This is a genomic window from Variovorax sp. 350MFTsu5.1 (assembly GCF_048302515.1).
GTDB classification, from domain to species: Bacteria; Pseudomonadota; Gammaproteobacteria; order Burkholderiales; family Burkholderiaceae_C; genus Variovorax; species Variovorax guangxiensis.
Map to the genome: position 1 here is coordinate 5,648,375 of NZ_CP157620.1, position 18,336 is coordinate 5,666,710.

The 18,336-nt window shown below is 69.7% G+C and carries 19 protein-coding genes; 7 read left to right on the forward strand and 12 right to left on the reverse strand.

What is annotated here, in order from left to right; translation table 11 throughout:
• The first annotated feature begins 99 nt into the window (after positions 1-99).
• The gene (locus ABL843_RS25775) at positions 100-1,587 is read left to right on the forward strand and encodes an ABC transporter substrate-binding protein (RefSeq protein WP_418117801.1); all 1,488 of its coding nucleotides are present in this window, start codon (positions 100-102) and stop codon (positions 1,585-1,587) included.
• A 167-nt stretch (positions 1,588-1,754) separates the two neighbouring features.
• Positions 1,755-3,167: an amidase gene (locus ABL843_RS25780; protein WP_418117802.1), complete on the forward strand. Its 1,413-nt coding sequence runs from the start codon at positions 1,755-1,757 to the stop codon at positions 3,165-3,167.
• A gap of 9 nt (positions 3,168-3,176) precedes the next feature.
• Here ABL843_RS25780 and ABL843_RS25785 read toward each other — a convergent pair whose 3' ends face one another.
• Both ABL843_RS25785 and ABL843_RS25790 read right to left on the reverse strand, forming a co-directional pair.
• Entirely contained in the window at positions 3,177-3,806 is a 630-nt protein-coding gene (locus tag ABL843_RS25785) for a YitT family protein (protein WP_418117803.1), read from the reverse strand.
• 44 nt (positions 3,807-3,850) lie between these two features.
• Positions 3,851-4,711, reverse strand: a complete 861-nt coding sequence (locus tag ABL843_RS25790) for a LysR family transcriptional regulator (protein ID WP_418117804.1) — start codon at positions 4,709-4,711, stop codon at positions 3,851-3,853.
• Between the two features lie 112 nt (positions 4,712-4,823).
• Between ABL843_RS25790 and ABL843_RS25795 the strand changes: the two genes are divergently transcribed.
• The 3 genes from ABL843_RS25795 to ABL843_RS25805 all read left to right on the forward strand — a co-directional run bounded on the left by ABL843_RS25795 (position 4,824) and on the right by ABL843_RS25805 (position 8,529).
• The gene (locus ABL843_RS25795) at positions 4,824-5,222 is read left to right on the forward strand and encodes a tautomerase family protein (protein WP_126025532.1); all 399 of its coding nucleotides are present in this window, start codon (positions 4,824-4,826) and stop codon (positions 5,220-5,222) included.
• 194 nt (positions 5,223-5,416) lie between these two features.
• Complete coding sequence (locus tag ABL843_RS25800) at positions 5,417-6,787, forward strand: tetratricopeptide repeat protein (RefSeq protein ID WP_418117806.1); 1,371 nt, start codon at positions 5,417-5,419, stop codon at positions 6,785-6,787.
• Between the two features lie 146 nt (positions 6,788-6,933).
• A complete protein-coding gene (locus tag ABL843_RS25805; RefSeq protein ID WP_418117807.1) occupies positions 6,934-8,529 on the forward strand; it encodes an N-acyl-D-amino-acid deacylase family protein in 1,596 nt (531 codons plus the stop codon).
• Positions 8,530-8,539: 10 nt separating this feature from the next.
• On the opposite strand, the gene ABL843_RS25810 is transcribed toward ABL843_RS25805, so the two are convergent.
• The gene (locus ABL843_RS25810; protein ID WP_126025535.1) at positions 8,540-9,238 is read right to left on the reverse strand and encodes a histidine phosphatase family protein; all 699 of its coding nucleotides are present in this window, start codon (positions 9,236-9,238) and stop codon (positions 8,540-8,542) included.
• A gap of 31 nt (positions 9,239-9,269) precedes the next feature.
• Positions 9,270-9,914, reverse strand: a complete 645-nt coding sequence (locus tag ABL843_RS25815) for a Yip1 family protein (protein WP_418117808.1) — start codon at positions 9,912-9,914, stop codon at positions 9,270-9,272.
• A 126-nt stretch (positions 9,915-10,040) separates the two neighbouring features.
• Between ABL843_RS25815 and ABL843_RS25820 the strand changes: the two genes are divergently transcribed.
• On the forward strand, positions 10,041-10,748 hold the full coding sequence (locus ABL843_RS25820) for an alpha/beta fold hydrolase (protein WP_126025537.1): 708 nt from the start codon (positions 10,041-10,043) through the stop codon (positions 10,746-10,748).
• A 20-nt stretch (positions 10,749-10,768) separates the two neighbouring features.
• On the opposite strand, the gene pcp is transcribed toward ABL843_RS25820, so the two are convergent.
• The 7 genes from pcp to ABL843_RS25855 form a co-directional block, all read right to left on the reverse strand.
• Positions 10,769-11,431, reverse strand: a complete 663-nt coding sequence (gene pcp, locus ABL843_RS25825) for a pyroglutamyl-peptidase I (protein ID WP_418117809.1) — start codon at positions 11,429-11,431, stop codon at positions 10,769-10,771.
• A gap of 32 nt (positions 11,432-11,463) precedes the next feature.
• Positions 11,464-12,204: a 5-oxoprolinase subunit PxpA gene (gene pxpA / locus ABL843_RS25830; protein ID WP_418117810.1), complete on the reverse strand. Its 741-nt coding sequence runs from the start codon at positions 12,202-12,204 to the stop codon at positions 11,464-11,466.
• A 49-nt stretch (positions 12,205-12,253) separates the two neighbouring features.
• Entirely contained in the window at positions 12,254-13,252 is a 999-nt protein-coding gene (locus tag ABL843_RS25835) for a biotin-dependent carboxyltransferase family protein (RefSeq protein ID WP_418117811.1), read from the reverse strand.
• Positions 13,249-13,896 carry a 5-oxoprolinase subunit PxpB gene (pxpB, locus tag ABL843_RS25840; RefSeq protein ID WP_126025541.1) on the reverse strand — a complete coding sequence of 216 codons (648 nt, stop codon included), beginning with the start codon at positions 13,894-13,896 and terminating at the stop codon, positions 13,249-13,251. Before pxpB ends, ABL843_RS25835 begins: the two co-directional genes overlap by 4 nt.
• A gap of 147 nt (positions 13,897-14,043) precedes the next feature.
• The gene (gene coaD, locus ABL843_RS25845) at positions 14,044-14,547 is read right to left on the reverse strand and encodes a pantetheine-phosphate adenylyltransferase (RefSeq protein ID WP_126025542.1); all 504 of its coding nucleotides are present in this window, start codon (positions 14,545-14,547) and stop codon (positions 14,044-14,046) included.
• Between the two features lie 43 nt (positions 14,548-14,590).
• Positions 14,591-15,268 (reverse strand): RsmD family RNA methyltransferase, encoded by a 678-nt coding sequence (locus ABL843_RS25850; RefSeq protein WP_418117813.1) that lies wholly within the window; start codon positions 15,266-15,268, stop codon positions 14,591-14,593.
• 35 nt (positions 15,269-15,303) lie between these two features.
• Positions 15,304-15,942 (reverse strand): LysE/ArgO family amino acid transporter, encoded by a 639-nt coding sequence (locus ABL843_RS25855; RefSeq protein WP_184640691.1) that lies wholly within the window; start codon positions 15,940-15,942, stop codon positions 15,304-15,306.
• An 88-nt stretch (positions 15,943-16,030) separates the two neighbouring features.
• Between ABL843_RS25855 and ABL843_RS25860 the strand changes: the two genes are divergently transcribed.
• Entirely contained in the window at positions 16,031-16,948 is a 918-nt protein-coding gene (locus ABL843_RS25860) for a LysR family transcriptional regulator ArgP (protein WP_418117814.1), read from the forward strand.
• Here ABL843_RS25860 and ABL843_RS25865 read toward each other — a convergent pair whose 3' ends face one another.
• A complete protein-coding gene (locus ABL843_RS25865; protein ID WP_418117815.1) occupies positions 16,949-18,325 on the reverse strand; it encodes a M16 family metallopeptidase in 1,377 nt (458 codons plus the stop codon). It abuts the gene before it with no gap.
• Positions 18,326-18,336 lie beyond the last annotated feature (11 nt).

Consider the following 18,336-nt stretch of genomic DNA (forward strand, 5'->3'; position numbering starts at 1 on the left):
CGTGTCTTTCGCGGCGCCGCGCCTCCCTTCGGGGCACGGCGTGCGCCGCAGCAGTCATCCGCCGTTCGAACCTGGCATGTTTTTCCGGAGATCACACGTATGTTGAACCGTCGCACCCTCCTTACCACCGCCGGCGCCACCGTGGCGCTGGCCAGCCCGCTCGCCGGCATGGCGCAGGGCAGGAAGGACGCTATCGTGATCGGCATGGCGCTCGAGCCGCCGGGGCTAGACCCGACCACGGGCGCGGCGGCCGCCATCGCCGAAGTGGTGCAGTACAACATCCTGGAGACGCTCACCAAGATCAACTCCGACGGCAGCGTCACCCCGCTGCTGGCCGAGAGCTGGGAGATCTCCCCCGACCTCAAGACCTACACCTTCAAGCTGAAGCGCGGCGTGAAGTACCAGAACGGCGAGCCCTTCAACGCGGCGGCCGTCAAGTTCTCGTTCGACCGCGCCGGCAGCGAGAAGAGCACCAACAAGGACAAGCGCACCTTCGCCAACCTGAGCACGCAGGTGGTCGACGACTACACGGTGGTCATCATCAACAAGGAGATCGACCCCGACCTGCCCTTCGTGCTGGGCCAGGCCACGGCCGTGATCGTCGAGCCCAAGAGCGCCGAGGGCAACGCCACCAAGCCGGTGGGCACCGGCCCCTACAAGCTCGACAACTGGGCCAAGGGCTCGTCGATCACGCTGAGCAAGTGGGAAGGCTTTCGCAGCCCCGCCACTGCGAAGATCAACAAGGTCACTTTCCGCTTCATCTCCGACACGGCCGCGCAGGCCGCGGCCATGCTCTCGGGCGACATCGACGTGTTCCCGCGCATCGGCACGCGCGTGGTGCAGCAGTTCAAGATGAATCCGCAGTTCCAGGTGATCCTGGCCGGTTCTCGCGCCAAGACCATCCTGTCGATCAACAACAGGAAGAAGCCGCTGGACGACGTGCGCGTGCGCCGCGCCATCCTCGCGGCCATCGACCGCAAGGCCGTCATCGAGGGCGCTGCCGACGGCTTCGGCGTGCCTATCGGCAGCCACTACGTGCCGGGCGCGGCGGGCTATGTCGACACCACCGGCATCAACCCCTTCGACGTCGAGAAGGCCAAGAAGCTGCTGGCAGAGGCCGGCGTGAAGACGCCGCTCGAGCTGAAGATGACGCTGCCCCCGCCGCCCTACGCACGCCAGGGCGGCGAGGTGATCGTGGCGCAGCTGGCCAAGATCGGCATCGTGGTGAAGGTTCAGAACGTCGAGTGGGCGCAGTGGCTGAGCGGCACCTACGGCAACAAGGACTACGACCTGTCGATCGTGTCGCATGTGGAGCCCTTCGACCTGGGCAACTACGCCAAGGCCGACTACTACTGGGGCTACCAGTCGAAGGCCTTCGACGCGCTGTTCGACAAGATCAAGACCACCGCCAACGCCACCGAGCGCAACAAGCTGCTGGGCGATGCGCAGAAGATGCTGGCCACCGACGCGGCCAACGGCTTCCTCTACCAGCCGCAGTTCCCGACGGTCGCGAAGAAGAGCGTGAAGGGCATCTGGAAAGAGAACCCGATCTTCGTCAACGACCTCTCCGCGCTCTCGTGGAGTTGATGAGGCTCGCCCCCAGGCTTCGCGCACTTCGTGTCGCTTCGCCAACCCCCTACCGGGGGCAACACCAGTGGCCCGGCAAAGCCGGTTCCACGGTGTTCCCCGAAGGGGCCGTGGGCGTCTCGTGCGCTGTGAATCATGATGAATGCGGAGCTTGAGTGAGTGACGCAATGTCCGATGTCGCCTTGCTGAGCAGTCTTTCCGCTCAGGAGCTTGCCGCCGCCTACCGCGACCGCAAGCTCTCGCCGGTCGAGGTCACGCAGGCCGTGATCGCGCAGGTGGAGCGCTGGGAGCCCCACCTGCAGGCCACCTGGCTCTTCAGGCCCGAGGCTGCGCTCGAACAGGCGCGGGCCTCGGAGGCGCGCTGGCTGCGCGGCGACGCGCGCGGGCCGCTGGATGGCGTGCCGGCCACCATCAAGGAAAACATCGCGACGCGCGGCGACCCGATGCCCGCAGGCACCGCCGCCGTCGACCTGAAGCCCGCGGCTGCGGATGCACCGCCTGCCGCGCGCCTGAAGGAAGCCGGCGCGGTGATCGTGAGCAAGACCACGATGCCGGACTACGGCATGTTGTCTTCGGGGCTGTCGAGCTTCCACACGCTGGCGCGCAATCCGTGGGACCTGAGCCTGACACCGGGCGGCTCCAGCGCGGGTGCCGCAGCTGCCACGGCGGCGGGCTACGGCCCCTTGCACCTGGGCACAGACATCGGCGGCTCGCTGCGCCTGCCCGCGAGCTGGTGCGGCATCTTCACGCTCAAGCCCAGCCTGGGGCGCGTTCCCATCGACCCGCCCTACATGGGCCGCGCCGCAGGACCGATGACCCGCGCCGTGGGCGACGCCGCGCTGCTGATGCAGGTGCTGTCCAAACCCGACGCACGCGACAGCATGAACCTGCCGCCGCAGGACATAGCCTGGGCGGGCTTCGATGTTGCGCCCGACCATCTGCGCGGCCTGCGCTTCGGGCTGCTGCTCGATGCGGGCTGCGGCCTGGCAGTGGAGCCCGAGATTCAGGCGGCGGTCGAGCAGGCCGCGCGCCTGCTGGAGAAGGCCGGCGCCGTCATCGAGCCGATGCGGCCCTTCATGTCGCAGGCCATGCTCGACGGCATGGACCACTTCTGGCGCATGCGCTCGCTGGTGGACATGAAGAGCCTGCGCGCCGACCAGCGCTCGAAGGTGCTGCCCTACATCCGCGAATGGGCCGAGAGCGCCGCGGAGTTCAGCGGCGAGCATGTGTTCCGCGGCTTCAGCCAGTTCCATGCGACGCGGGTGGCCGCCGTGAGCGCCTGCGCGCGCTTCGACTACGTGATCTCGCCCGTGTCGCCCAACATGCCGGCGGCGGCCGAGGCGCCCTCGCCCACCAACGACCCGCTGCGGCCGCTGGAGCACATCGGGTTCACCGTGCCGTTCAACATGTCGGAGCAGCCTGCGGCCTCGGTGAACTGCGGGTACTCGGCTGCGGGCCTGCCGATCGGGCTGCAGATCGCCGGCCAGCGCTTCGACGATCTCGGCGTACTGCGCGTGTCGCGCGCCTTCGAGCAGATCCGCGAACCGCAGCGCCCCTGGCCCTCGCCGCCCGGCCGCTAGCGAGGCACCTCAGGTCGCGGCATAGCGCCCTGGCTTGTGGTTGATCCAGAGGAAGAGTCCCATCACCACCGCGGCCAGCACCGACCACCCCACCCGCTGCGGCGGGATCACGAACATCGCCAGCAGCACTACGGTGCAGTCGATGCCGATCTGCACCTTGCCGGCGGGCCAGCCGCGCTTTTCCTGCAGGTAGAGCGTGAGCACCGTCGCGCCGCCCAGGCTGGCGCGATGGCGGGCGAGGAACAGGCAGCCGGTGCCCAGCATCAGGCCGCCGAGCACGGCCGCGAAGGCCGGGTGCAGCGAACCGATCGACAGGTAGCGCGGCGCCAGATCGGTCATCACCGAGAGCAGCGCGATGGCCGAGAAGGTCTTGAGCGTGAACGCCCGGCCCATGTGGTGCCAGGCGAACCAGTAGAACGGCAGGTTGACCAGGAAGAACAGCTTGCCGAAGCTCGCGCCGGTGGCGTAATGCAGCAGGAACGCGATGCCGGCCGTGCCGCCGGTGAGCAGGCCTGCCTGGCCGAACAGCATCATCGCGATGGCGACGAAGAGCGTGCCCGAGAAGATGGCCTGCGCGTCGTCGAAGCGGGTGTGGCGCAGCAGGCTGGGCGAGGAGGTCGTGGGAGGTGGCGCATCCATGGCCGGGGCTGACGCAAATCCCGCGCCACCCCTGGCGAGATCCGTCACATCAGGTGAGTGGCCAGCATCTCCCTCGCCCGGGTCACGAACGCGGTCTCGCCCTTGCGCCCCGCCAGGAACTGGAAGGCAACGCGCGGCAGCGCCGGCAGGCCGTGAGGCGGCGCCAGCCGTGTCACGCCGTCGCTGATCGATGACTCGTTGAGGCAGGCAACGCCCAGGCCCGCCGCCAGCGCCGACTGCAGCCCCGCCACGCCCGACGCGACGTGCGCCAGCGCATACGGTATGCGCCGGCGCCGCAGCAGCGAAACGGTGAACTGGTGCAGCGAGCAGGTGTCCGGCAGGGCCAGCAGCCGCAGCGGCTCCCCGCGCACGAGCCGCATGCCCTCCGCGCCGAGCCACACCAGCGACTCGCGCCGCAGCACCGAGCCCCGGGCCTCGGGCGCGGAAGCTCCGGCGATGTTCATCGCGATGGCCACGTCGAAATCGCCTTGGGCATAGGCCGAACGCAGCGCGTCGCTCTTCAGGATGGTGACGTGCAGCCGCACCTGCGGATAGCTCTCGCCGAGCCGCCCCAGCAGCCGCGTCAGGTCGCCCGGGCGGAAGTAGTCGGTGACCGCGAGACGCAGCTCCCCCTGCAGCGTCTCGCCGTGCAGGTCGCGGAATGCCTCGTCGCTCAGCGCGAGGATGCGCCGCGCATAGCCCAGCAGCCGCACCCCCGCCTCGGTGGGCGCGACGCCAGCCTTGCTGCGCGTGAGCAGCGACTGCCCTGCCCGCTCCTCCAGCTTGCGGATCTGCTCGCTCACCGACGACTGCGAGAGAAAAACGCGCGGCGCGGCCGCCGTGAGGCTGCCCGCTTCGACGACGGCGGCCAGCGTGCGCAGTTGCTCCAGGTCGAACCCTTGCATGGTCAATCCATCCGTTTATCCGATGGAATGCATCATATATTCCCGCTTTTCCGATGACCAGCAGGCTCCCACAATCACCCCATCGACAACCCATTCATCCAAGGAGCCAGCCATGCCCCACATCGTCGTCCACCTCTCCGGCCAACCCGATGCCGACCTCACCCGCAAGACCGTCGACGCCGTCGCCGAGCTCACGCAGAGCGTGCTCGGCAAGCAGCTGCCGGTCATCGCCGTCACCGTGCAGTACATCGCCGCCGACGCCTGGTTCATCGGCGGGCAGTCGCTCGCCTCGCTGGGCAAGTCGGCCTTCCACCTCGACATCAGCATCACCGACGAGACCAACACCAAGGCCGAGAAGGCGCGCTACCTGCGCGAGGTGCATGCGGCCATGGCGAAGATCAGGCCGGACCTGCACGAGGTGTCGTACATCCATGTGATCGACGCGCGCGGCGCAGCCTACGGCTATGGCGGCAAGACGCAGGAGTACCGGCACCAGCAGGCCGGGGTATAGGTTCACCCCCAGGCTCCGCGCACTTCGTGTCGCTGCGCCAACCCCCTCGCCGGGGGCAACACCGGCGGCCCGGCAAAGCCGGTTCCGCGATGTTCCTGGCCTTGGCAGTTGCAATCCGGCGTTGCGCGCCCGGCAATGGCACGGCAGAAAAACTATGCAACGCTGAAGCATTCCTGCCGTGGCACCATGCCGCCATGCCTTCCGCAAATCCCCTCGCCGACAGCCTCGGCAACCCGCTCACCCTCGACGATGCCGCAAGCCTGCCGCTGGTCGACGACTTCGTCATGGGCTTCATCTCCAGCGAGGCGCGCGCGGTCAACCTGCTAGCTGCCGCCGGCAACGACGCGAGCCCCGTCGTCCAGGCCTACTGCGCCACGCTGCACCTGTTCGCCGAATCGCGGGAAGCCGTGACCAATGCGCGGCCGTTCCTCGCGAAGGCTCGCGCCGGCGCCTCGCGCGCCACGCCGCGCGAGCAGCGCTACATCGCGGCCATCGAAGCCTGGGCCGAGGGCGACATCGCCCGCGCCATCGCGCTGCACGCCGAGCAGGCGCGCGAGCATCCGCGCGACCTGGTGTCGGTCAAGCTCGGCCAGTACCACTGCTTCAACACCGGCGACTGCCCCGGCATGCTGAAGCTCGCGCTGGCGGTGCTGCCGCACGCGGCAGACGTGCCCTACGTGCACGGCATGGCGGCCTTCGGCTACGAGCAATGCCATCTGATGCGCGAAGCCGAGGCAAGCGCGCGCTGCGCCATCGCGATGTGCCGCAAGGAGCCTTGGGCGCACCATGCGCTGGCGCACGTGATGCTCACCGAGGGCCGGCTCGCCGAGGGGCTGGCGTTCATGGAGAGCGTGAGCGACACCTGGATCGGCCTCAACTCGTTCATGGTCACGCACAACTGGTGGCACATGGCGCTGTTCCTCATCGACCTCGGGCGCGATGCCGAGGCGCTCGCGGTCTACGACGAGCACGCCTGGGGCGTGGTGAAAGACTACTCGCAGGACCAGATCGGTGCGGTCTCGCTGCTCGCGCGGCTTGAGCTTGCCGGCATCGACGTGGGCAGGCGCTGGGACGACGTGGCCGACCACCTGCGGCAGCGGCAGGCCGACCACGTGCTGCCCTTTCTCGACCTGCAGTACCTCTACGGCCTGGCGCGCGCCGGCCGCCCCGAGGCGGGGGTTCTGTTGCGCAACATCTTGGCCTTCGCACCGGATGCGCCGGCGTCGACGCGCGCGGCATGGCAGCGCGTCTGCGTCCCCGCCGCGCACGGGCTGGTGGCCTACGCGCAGGGCAATCTTCCGGCAGCCATCGAAGGCCTGGGCACGGCGCTGCCGCGCATGATCGAGATCGGCGGCAGCCACGCGCAGCGCGACCTGTTCGAGCAGGTGTATCTCGATGCGCTGGTGCGCAGCGGCACGGCGTCTTCGCTGGGGGTTGCCCAGGGCATCCTGCAGCAGCAGCTCAACGGCCAGCCCGAGTCGCTGCGCCTGCGCAGGCAGGCGGCCGCGGTGTATGCCCGGCTCGGCCTCGGGCAGTTGACCGGTGGAACCGCGGCGCACGCCTGAGCAGGTCCGGCCCGAGCGTTGAGGCAGACCAAAACTCCATGCCTTCAGGTCATGGGGCATGGTGCAAAAGGAATTGGCGACAGCATGCGAGCGGCTCCTAGACTGGCCGCTCCCTCAGACACCACGCCCTCGCGGGCAGGCCTTCCATGCACAAGTCGCTCGTCACGCTGGCCGTTCTCTCGGCACTCGCGCCCTTCTCACCCGCTCTCCATGCCGCTGATGGCACCCCGGTCGCCCTCGACCTGCTGCTGCGCGGCGGCACCGTGTACACGGGCGACTCCGACATGCCGGTGGTGGGCGACGTCGGCATCGCGGGCGACCGCATCGTGTTCGCGGGCAAGGCGGCGCCGGCGCAGTTCACGGCAAGGCGCGTCATCGACGCCACGGGCATGGTGGTGGCGCCGGGCTTCATCGACGCCCATACGCACGCGGATGCCGACCTGCACTCGAACGACCCGAAGAAGCGGCTGAACATCCCGTTCATCACGCAGGGCGTGACCACCGCGGTGATCGGCAACGACGGCTTCGGCGGCTTCGACATCGCGGCGCAGGCGCAGAAGCTGCGCGCCGCGCCGGTGGGCACCAACGTGGCCATGTACGTGGGTTTCGGCCCGGTGCGCATGAGCGAGCTGGGCGAGGCCAACCGGGCGCCCACGCCCGAACAGCTGGAGGCGATGAAGAAGCGCGTGAGCCAGGGCATGTGCGAGGGCGCGCTGGGCCTTTCCACCGGCCTCTTCTACACGCCGCAGAACTTCTCGAAGACCGAGGAGGTCATCGAGCTCGCGAAGGTGGCGGCACGGCACGGCGGCCTGTACGACAGCCACATCCGCGACGAGTCCATGTACAACATCGGCCTGAAGGGCTCCATCGACGAGGTGATCCGCATCGGCCACGAGGCGAAGCTGCCGGTGCACGTGGCGCACATCAAGGCGCTGGGCGTCGACGTGCAGGGCCAGAGCGGCGACATCATCGGGCGCATCGAGAAGGAGCGCGCGGGCGGGCTGGACATCACGGCCGACCACTATCCGTGGACCGCGTCGAGCACGCGTTTCTCGGCCGCGCTGCTGCCGCCCTGGGCCAACGAGGGCGGCCGTGCCGCGACGCTGCAGCGCTTCGACGATGCCTCGCAGCAGGAGCGCCTGCGCAAGGACATGCGCGAGAACCTGCGGCTGCGCGGCGGCCCCGAGGCCATCCTGTTCTCGGCCGGCAGCACGAAGTACGTGGGCAAGACGCTGGCCGACGTGGCCAAGGCGTCGAACGCCGATCCGGTGGAAGCCGCCATCGCGGTGCTGCGCGACGGCGACCTGATGATCGCCTCGTTCAACCAGAGCGACGACGACGTGCGCGCCTTCATGAAGCGGCCGTGGGTCATGACCTCGTCGGACTCCTCGCTCGGCCATCCGCGCGCCTACGGCACCTTCGCGCGCAAGTACGACCAGTACGTGGTGAAGGAGCACACGATCTCGCTGGCGCAGTTCATCCGCAGCAGCTCCTCGCTCACGGCCGACACGCTGGGGCTGAAGCAGCGCGGCCATCTGCGCCCGGGCTACTACGCGGACGTGGTGGTGTTCGACCCCACCCGTTATGCGGCGAAGGCCACCTATACGCAGCCAACGCTGCTCTCCGAAGGGGTGAGCACTGTGCTGGTGAACGGCCAGTTGGCGGTCGACGGCGGCAAGCCCACGGGTGTGGGCGCGGGCCAGCCGCTGCTGCGCACGCCGAAGGCCGGCAGCTGCGTCTGAGCGTGCCCGCTCAGTCCTTGTTCTTCAGGTGCCGCGTCTGGTCGTAGGTCGGCTGCGGCGGCAGGTCGGCCAGGTGGCGCGTGTCGGCCCATTCGACGATCTCGATGTCGTCGGGCCGCTGCGGATCGGCGATGCGGATGCGGTTGAAGCCTGCGTTGGGAATGTCGCTGCGGCGCGGGCCGCTCAGGCTCAGGCCCCTGGCGGTGCGCCACACCATGTCGAGCACGCCGCCATGCGTGACGACGATCAGGTGCCGGCCCCGGTGCTCCGAGGCGATGCCGCCCAGCGCCGCGATGATGCGCGCATGGAACTCGCGTGCCGTCTCGCCCTCGGGCATGGCGTGGTCTTCACGGAACTCCAGCCACTCTTCCCAGGCACGCGGATGCAGGCTCTGGATCTCATCGGAGCGCATGCCCTCGACCACGCCGAAGAACTGCTCGCGCAGCGCCGCCGAGGTGACCACCGGCAGCGACAGCTGCTGCGCCCCGGGCGCGGCGGTCTGCTGCGCGCGCATGAGGTCGCTGCTGATGATGTGCCGCACCGCCGTCTCGCTGGCCAGCCTCAGTCCGATGCGGCGGGCCTGCTCATGGCCGATGTCGTTGAGCGGAACGTCGGCATGCCCCTGGAAGCGGAGCTCGCGGTTCCAGGCGGTCTCGCCGTGGCGGATCAGGATCAGGTCGGTGGTGGTTTCGGGCTTGGGCGTTGGCATTGCCGCCCATTTTCCACCGTGGGCATGACGCTCAGGTATTCGCCCGCGCCGCCTGTTGCAGCACCGCCACCACGGCGTCGGCCGCAGGCGCCGCGCCCAGTCGCATCGGCGACGGCGTGAGCAGCGCCAGCACCCACGCGATCACCACGCCGCCGACGATGGCGCACACCACCACCACGGCGGTGTACGCAACGGCCTTGTCGGGCGGGCATTTCATGAGCACCGGCAGGCCGGTGTAGAGCAGGTAGATGCCGTAGAGCGCCGCCAGCGCCCCCAGCACCGAAAGCGAAGGCAGCAGGCTGAACACACCGCCGACGAAGGCCGCAGTGCTCGCATACGCCGACAGCTTGAGCGCGCCGATCTGGCTCCTGGTGCCCTCGAAAGTGGGCGCCATCGCGTCGATGATCAGCGCGAGCACGAACACCATCACCAGCGACAGCACGTAGCCCACGATCATGGTCGCGAGCCCCGAGGCCAGCGGCACGCGGAAGCTCACGCCGAAGGCACCCACGCCGATCAGCGACAGGCCGATGAAGCTGGCGAGCGCCGGGATCAGCGCGAGGATCATCACGTAGTTCCTGTAGAGCGATGCGGCGTCGGCCGGCTCGGCGTCGATCTCGGGCCAGGTGGCCTTCGGCTTGAGAAGGATGGCCTGGACGCGTTCTACAAGATTCATTGCGGGATTCCTCTGCACGGGCTGTCGAGTATGTCGGCGCCGCCGCGCGATGGCTGCTGGCCATGAGGCCTATGCCACGACCTATGCCGCTGCGTCCTCTGCCGCAATCGCGCAGAATCCGTGGCCATGCCCAATCTGATCCTGCTGCCCGGCCTCGCCTGCGACGAGCGCATCTGGCAAGCCCAGCTGCCCGCCCTTCCCCCCGCCTTCGGCGCCCGCGTGAGCGACGTCCAGCGGCACAACGACACCATCGAGGGCATGGCCGCAGCCGTGCTGCGCGACAACGAGGGCCCGCTGGTGCTGTGCGGCGCCTCGATGGGCGGCATGGTCGCCATGGAGGCTGCCCGCCAGGCGCCCGAACGCATCGCGGGGCTCGCGCTGCTCGGCACCAGCGCACGGCCCGAGACGCCGGAGATGTTCACGCTGCGCGAAGGCGCCATCGAGTACTTCGAGCGCGGCGAGCTGCGCGACGTGATCGAACCGAACGTCTACTTCGCCTTCCACCCCGTGCAGGCCGCCGACGAGGCGCTGGTGCAGCGCTACCTCGACATCGTGCTGGGCGCGGGCGCGCAGCAGCTCATCAGCCAGAACCGCGCGGTGATGCGCCGGCCCGACGCGCGCCTGCACCTCGCGTCGGTGCGCGCGCCCGTGCTGCTGATGTGCGGCAACGAGGACAAGCTCGCGCCCCCCGAGTGCACCACCGAGATGGCGGCACTGCTACCGCAGGCCGAGGTGGTGTGGGTGCCCGACTGCGGCCACATGCTGACGATGGAGAAGCCCGACCTCGTCAACGCCGCGCTCAACCGCTGGCTGGCGAAGAACTTTCCCGCCTGAGCCCGGACTCCCGCGGCCGCTCAGTGCAGCTGGCCGCCTGTCTCGGCGATGTCGTGCTCCACGGCCAGCGATGTGCTCACCGCGATGCGCAGCGCCTTGACCATGGTTTCCAGCGACATGCTCGGCGCCCCCGGAAAGCGCGCCGCCTGCTCAGGCAGGTACGGAATGTGGATGAAGCCGCCGCGCAGCCCCGGCACCGGATGCGTCGCGATGCGGTGCATCAGCCCGTAGAAGATGTGGTTGCACACGAAGGTGCCCGCGCTGTTCGACACCGAGGCCGGCACGCCGGCCGCGCGCAGTTCGCGCACCATGGCCTTGATCGGCAGCGTCGAGAAGTACGCGGCGGGCCCGCCCGGCACCACCGGCACGTCGATGGGCTCCTGCCCCTTGTTGTCGGTCGTGCGCGCGTCGTCGATGTTGATGGCGATGCGCTCCGGCGTGAACTCCGTGCGGCCGCCGGCCTGGCCGATGCACAGCACCAGTTGGGGCTGCAGCTCGTCCATGGCCGCCAGCAAGGCGTCGATGGCATCGCCGAAGACGCAGGGCACCAGTCGCGCATGGACCGTCGCTCGGCCCACCTTCCAGCCGTCGAGCGCGCGCACGGCATCCCACGAGGGGTTGAGCACCTCCTGCTCGAAGGGCTCGAAGCCGGTGAGCAGGACCTTGATGGGCTTGGCTGCCACGGTCTACCTTGCTCGTTCAGGTGTTCCGGCGGTCAGGCCGTCGCCCGGACGGCGATGCCCTCGGCCTCCAGCCGCTCGCGGATGCGGCGCGCAAAGGCCAGCGCATGGGCGCCGTCGCCATGCAGGCAGACGGTCTGCGCATTGACCGGCACGACACTGCCGTCGATGGCGGTCACGCGGCGGTCGCGCACCAGCGAGAGGGTCTGCGCGAGCGACTGCTCCTCGCTCTCGATCAGCGCGCCGGGCTGGCTGCGCGGCACGAGGCTGCCGTCGGGCATGTAGCCGCGGTCGGCGAACACTTCCTCCACGGGCTCGAGGCCGGCGCGGCGGGCCGCATCGATCATGTTGCTGCCCGCCAGGCCGAAGAACCTGAGCGAGGGATCGAAGCGGCGCACGGCCTCGCACAGCGCGTCGGCGAGTTCGGGCTCCTTCACGGCCTGGTTGTAGAGCTGGCCGTGGGCCTTCACGTGCGAGAGCCTGCCGCCCTCGGCCTTCACGATGGCCGCCAGCGCGCCCACCTGGTAAAGCACATTGGCCACGATCTCCTCGGGCGGCAGGTGCATGGTGCTGCGGCCGAAGTTCTCGCGGTCGGGAAAGCTGGGATGCGCGCCGATGGCCACGCCGTTGCGCATGGCCCAGCGCACGCACTGCTGCATGGTCTTCGCGTCGCCAGCGTGCCAGCCGCAGGCGATGTTGGCGGAACTCACCAGCGCGAGCAGCGCTTCGTCGTTGCCGGCGCCTTCGCCGAGGTCGGCATTCAGATCGATTTGCATCGTGGGCTTCCTTTTTCTCTCTCGCGCTTTCTCGCGATTTCCGGGCAGTCTATGCCGCGCCCGGCCAGCCCGCAGCCGCAAGGCCTTGAGCCACCTGCGCGAGGTAGCGCTGCTGGCCGGCCCACGCGGCCAGCGCCTGCGGCTGGTCGACCTGCACGAGGCGCAGCCTGCCGTTGAGCGGCGCCTGCGCGAGCTTCCAGAGGTCGGCGCGGATGACCACGCCGATGCGCGGATAGCCACCGGTGGTCTGCGCGTCGCCCATCAGGATGATCGGCTGGCCCGAGGGCGGCACCTGGATCGTGCCGGGGATCACGCCAGAGGAAAGCATGTCGCCGCTGCGCTTGCGCCTGAGCTCGGCGCCTTCGAGGCGGCTGCCCATGCGGTTGCTCTGCGGCGTGATGCGCCAGCGCTCGCCCCAGAGTTGCTCGCGCGCGGCCAGCGTGAACAGTTCGAACTCGGGGCCTGGCAGCACGCGCAGCGCGATGGTGCCGTCGTCCTCGGCCGGGCCCCAGTCAGGACCGCGGATGCCGAAGGGCCGGCGTTCGCGCTGCGCGGCATCGAGCATCGAAACACCCGTCGGCAAGCGGTCTCCCTTGCGCAGCGCACGGCCTTGAAGCCCGCCGAAGCCGGCCTTGAGATCGGTGCTGCGCGAGCCGAGGACCGGCGGCACGTCGATGCCGCCCGCCACCGCGAGCCAGCTGCGCACGCCGGGCTTCTTCGTGCCGCCGGCGTTGGCGCCTGCGAGCCTGAGCGTCTGGCCGGCAGCGACGGGCACGCTCCAGCAGGGCCACAGCGACACGCCGTCGAGGCTGGCGCCGAAGTCGTCGCCCGCGAGCGCGATGCGCGTGTCGGCCTCGAACTGCAGTTCGCAGCCGCCCATGGTGAGCTCCAGCCCCGCCGCGCGATCGGCATTGCCCACCAGCCGATTGGCCAGCGTGAGCGCGAGCACGTCGAGCGCGCCGCCCGGGCAGATGCCGAGCTGGCGATGGCCATGGCGGCCCAGGTCCTGCACCGAGGCGAGCACGCCGGGCTTGCGCACGGCGATCATGTCTGCACGCTCTCGGCGACGAAGCGCACGCGGTCGCCGGGTCGCAGCAGCGTAGGCGGCTCGGCGGCAGGGTCGAACATCTCCAGCGGCGTGCGGCCGATCAGCTGCCAGCCGCCCGGCGACACCAGCGGATAGATGCCGGTCTGCTCGCCGCCGATGCCGACCGAGCGCGCGGGCACCGCGAGGCGCGGCTCCGCCCGGCGTGGCGTGGCGAGTTCGGGCGGCAGTCCGCCCATGAAACTGAAGCCGGGCAGGAAGCCCAGCAGGTAGACGACGTACTCGGCGGCGGTGTGGCGCCGCACCACCTCGGCCGGTGTGAAGCCGGTGTGGGCCGCGACGTCGGCCAGATCGGGCCCGTGCTCGCCGCCATAGGCCACCGGGATCTCGACCAGTCGGCCCTCCACAGCGCCAGCCGACAGCTTCGGCCAGGCTTCGAGCACCCGCGCGGTGAGCGTGTCGAGGTCGATCGCGGTCGGATCGAAGGTGAGCGTGAGGTTGTTCATGCCCGGCAGCGTCTCGCCGACGCCGGGCCACTCCCGCGCATGCTCGGCCAGCGCCCAGATGCGCTGCTGCTGCGCGAGCGTGGCGGGTGCGGGCAGGTCGCACAGCAGTGCTGCGTCGCCCAGCAGATGCAGGCGCGGCAGGGGCACGTCGTTCACTTCACGCCGGCCCGTGGTCAAGGCTGGGCTCTTCGCGCGACACTGTGGAACCGGCTTTGCCGGGCCACCGGTGTCGCCCCCGGAGAGGGGGTTGGCGAAGCGACACGTAGTGCGCGCAGCCTGGGGGAGAACTTACTCACGTCCGAGGCTGCGGACTTTTGCAGCCAGTTGCTGCTCCACGTTCGGGGAGACGAACTTGTGGACTTCGCCGCCGAGCATCGCGATCTCGCGCACGAAGGTGCTGGAGATGAACTGGTACTTGTCGCTCGGGGTCAGGAAGACGGTCTCGACATCGGGCATCAGCGAGCGGTTCATGCCCGCGAGCTGGAACTCGTAGTCGAAGTCGGTCACGGCGCGCAGGCCGCGCACCATGGCCTTGCCGCCGCGCGCGACGACGAAGTCGCGCAGCAGGCCCGAGAAGCTTTCGACGGAGACCTGGTCGCTGTAGGGCTTGACGGCCTCGCGGGCCATGTCCATGCGTTCGGAGAGGGTGAACAGCGCCTTCTTGTGATGGCCCGCCGCGACCGCGACGATCACCTTGGAAAAGAGCTGGGTGGCACGGCGCACCACGTCCTCGTGACCGAGGGTGATGGGGTCGAAAGTGCCGGGATAAACCGCGATGACGTTGCTGGCCATGGTTGCTTCTTCCTCATGCTGCCGGTGCGGCTTGTCCGGCGGATTATGCAGTCCCCTGCGCGGCGGGCCTCAGCAGATGTGCATGCACGGCGCCGGCCTTCAGGTAGCGGAACTCGGCGAGGCCCAGGGCCGCGAGTTCTTCGCCGCTCCAGCGGCGCGGGGCCTCGAGGTACACCGAGCCTTCGGCGCGCAGCGAACGTGCGGCGGCACGAAGCGCGGGCTCGTAGAGCGCGGCGTTGTCGAAGGGCGGATCGAGGAAGACGACGTCGAGGCTGCCCGCGGGCGCTCGTTCGAGCGCGGTGACGCCGTTGCCGCGCTCGATGCGAACGGCCTCGGCTTCGAGCTTGGTCTTGACGGCCTGCAGCTGGGCGACGAGCGCGGCGTCCTGCTCGCACAGCAGCACGCTGGCCGCGCCGCGCGAAGCGGCCTCGAGGCCGAGCGCGCCGGTGCCCGCGAAGGCATCCACGCACCGCCAGCCGGGAAGCTCCCCGCCACCGGCGCCGGCCAGGCTGGCGAGCCAGTTGAAGAGGGTCTCTCGCACGCGGTCGGGTGTGGGGCGCAGGCCGGGCTTGTCGGCCACGGCGAGGCGGGTGCGCTTCCATTCGCCGCCGATGATGCGCACCTCGCTGGGCTTCGAGGGGCGCTTGACCGCCGGCTTGGACCTGTTGCCGGCAGGTGCGGATCGGGAGGATGAGGCGGCTTTCTTCTGGTGCTGGGGCATGCGACGAGCTTAACGCCGCCGAATCCGCCGGACTCTCAAGCCCCTGCCAACGCGCGGCGCAGAAGCATTGCCGCGAGCACGAGCATGGTGCCGCCGATCAGCGCGTCGAGCATCTGCCAGGCGCGGGGCTTGGCGAAAACAGGCGCGAGCAGCCGCGCTCCGAAGCCCAGCGAGGTGAACCACAGCGCGCTCGCCGTGGCGGCGCCCGCCACGAACCAGACCTTCAGCAGTCCCGCCTGCTGCGCACCCGCGCTGCCCACGAGCAGCACCGTGTCGAGGTAGACGTGCGGATTCAGCAGCGTGAAGCCGGCCGCCTGCGCCACCACCGCCGCGCGCGACAGCGACGAGGCGCCCTGCGCCGTGGCCTGCAGTGCCGCCGGCTGCCGCGAGCGCCACAGCGCCCTGAGCCCGTAGGCGCACAGGAAGGCGGCGCCCAGCCCCGCGAGCGCGGTGGCCAGCATCGGCCGCCCCTTCAGCGCCTGCGCCATGCCGGCCACGCCGGCGCCGATCAGCACCGCATCGCTGGCGGCGCAGAACAGCACCACCGCGCCGACGTGCTCGCGCCGCAGGCCCTGGCGCAGCACATAGGCGTTCTGAGCACCGATGGCGACGATGAGGACCAGGCTCATGAAGAGCCCATTGGCGAAGGCGGTGGTGACTTGTACGGCTTGCATCCGTCGGAGGATGCCGGCCGCCACGCATTAACTCAAACTAAACTTTCTTAAGTAGATTCAGTTTTTCTTCATTACTCGAGGACCGCCCATGCTCGACTATGCCGCCCTGAACGCCCTTGCTGCCGTGGTGCGCGAAGGCAGCTTCGAACGCGCCGCGCGCGCGTTGCACGTCACGCCTTCGGCGGTGTCGCAGCGCATCCGTCAACTGGAGGAGAAAACCGGCGGGGCGCTGCTGGTGCGCGGCCAGCCCTGCGTGGCGACCGAAGCCGGCCAGCAACTGTGCCGGCACGTCGAGCGCGTGGGCATGCTGGAGCACGAGCTGCGCGACGCCCTGCCCGCCCTGGGCATGGGCAGCGGCGAAGCGGGGGACGAGCGCGTCACGATCCGCGTGGCGGTCAATGCCGACACGCTCGCGACCTGGTTCATCGCAGCGGCGTCGGCCTTCACCGCGCAGGAACCGGGCGCGCTGCTCGACCTGACGGTGGACGACCAGGACCACACGGCCGAGCGCCTGCGCAGCGGCGCGGTGCTCGCGGCGGTCACCGCGCTGGCCCAGCCGGTGGCGGGCTGCAACAGCGAGGCCCTGGGCACGACGCACTACGTGGCGGCGGCCAGCCCCGGTTTCGTGCGGGAGCATTTCGCAAAAGGCGTGGGCGCCCGCACGCTGGCGAGCGCGCCCAGCCTGGTGTTCGACCGCAAGGACAGGCTGCAGGCGCGCTGGGTGCGGCGCATCTGCCACCGGAATGTCGAGACGCCGAGGCACTGGATTCCGTCGCCCAGCGCTTTCGTCGAAGCTGCGTGCTCGGGGATGGGCTGGGGCATGCACCCGGTCAGCATGGTGGCCGGGGCACTCAAGGAGGGAAAGCTGGTCGAGCTGGTGCCCGATTCGATGCTGCCGGTGCCGCTCTACTGGCAGCACGCGCGCGCGGCGCCGAAACTGCTCGAACGGCTGGGCGCCGCGGTGCGCGCGGCCGCCACCAGCGGGCCGCACGCATTGGCCCAGTAGCTATTGCTGCGCCTTGGCAGTACTGGCGTCCTTGCCGCCCACCACCACCGTCACCATGCGTTCGGGCTGCAGCTTGCGCTGGAACGCGGCCTTCACGTCGGCGGCGGTGACCGCGTTCATGCGCGCAGTCCAGGTGTCGAGGTAGTCCAGCGGCAGGTCGTGCCAGGCGATGTTGGCGACGTTGCCGATCAGCTTGCGGTTGCTGTCCAGCAGCAGCGGGAAGCCGCCGATCAGGTTGTCCTTGGCCGCCTTCAGCTCGGCGGCGGTCGGGCCCTCAGCCACGAACTTCGCGAGCACTTCGCGCGACACCTTGACGGCCTCTTCGGCCTGGTCGGGACGGGTCTGGAAGCCGATGCGGAACGCGCCTGCCTCGAGCCCAGGCGCGAAGCCGCTGTAGATGCTGTAGGTGAGGCCGCGCTTCTCGCGCACCTCGTTCATCAGGCGCGAGACGAAACCGCCGCCGCCCAGCACATAGTTGCCCAGCGTGAGCGCGAAGTGGTCCGGGTCCTTGCGCGGATAGCCGGGCTGGCCGATGAGCACATGGGCCTGCGCCGAGTCGAAGGCGATGCGCTCGTTCTTCGGCGCAGTCAGCGCAGCAACCGGGGCGACGGCCGGCAGCGGCGTGCAGGCCTCGGGGCCGGGCAGGCGCGACAGCAGCGTGGTCGCGATGGTCTCGGCCTCCGCGCGCGTGACGGCGCCGACGATGCTGAGCTTGGCGCGGCACGGCACCATGAGCTGCTGGTAGCGCTGGCGCATGGCGGCGGTGTCGATGCGCGCGAGCGTCTCTTCCGTCACTTCCTGGCCGTAGGGGTGCGTGCCGTACACGTCTGCAGCGAAGGCGCGGCCAGTAACGGTGGCGGGCTTGGTGTTGGCCTCCTTGATGGCGGCGTTGATGCGCTCGCGCTCGCGCTGCCACACGTCGTCGGGGAAGGAGGGCTCGCCGATCTCGCGCGCGGCCAGCGCCACCGCCTTGTTCAGCAGCGCCGGATCGGACAGCGAGCGCAGCGAATAGCTGGTGCGATCGGTGCCGGCGCTCACGTCGAAGCTGGCGCCCAGATCGGCCCAGGCTTCGCCCAGCGCGTTCTGGTCGAGCGCGGGCTCGCCGCTCTTGCCTGCACGCACGCCCTTCTCGACCATGGTCGCGGTCACGCTGGCCAGGCCGGCCTGCGGCGCCGGGTCGCGACGGCTGCCGGCGTCGAAATCGATCTGCGCGTCGACGATCGGCAGCGCGTTGGTCGACACGAGATAGATCTTCGCGCCGTTGGCCAGCGTCCAGTGCTGGATGGGCAGCGCGGCCTGCGCGCCGGTGATGCCCGCCACGGCGACGGCACCCGCGATCAGGGCGCGACGCGCGGTCTTCATGAAAGTCTTCTGCATGGGAATCGTCA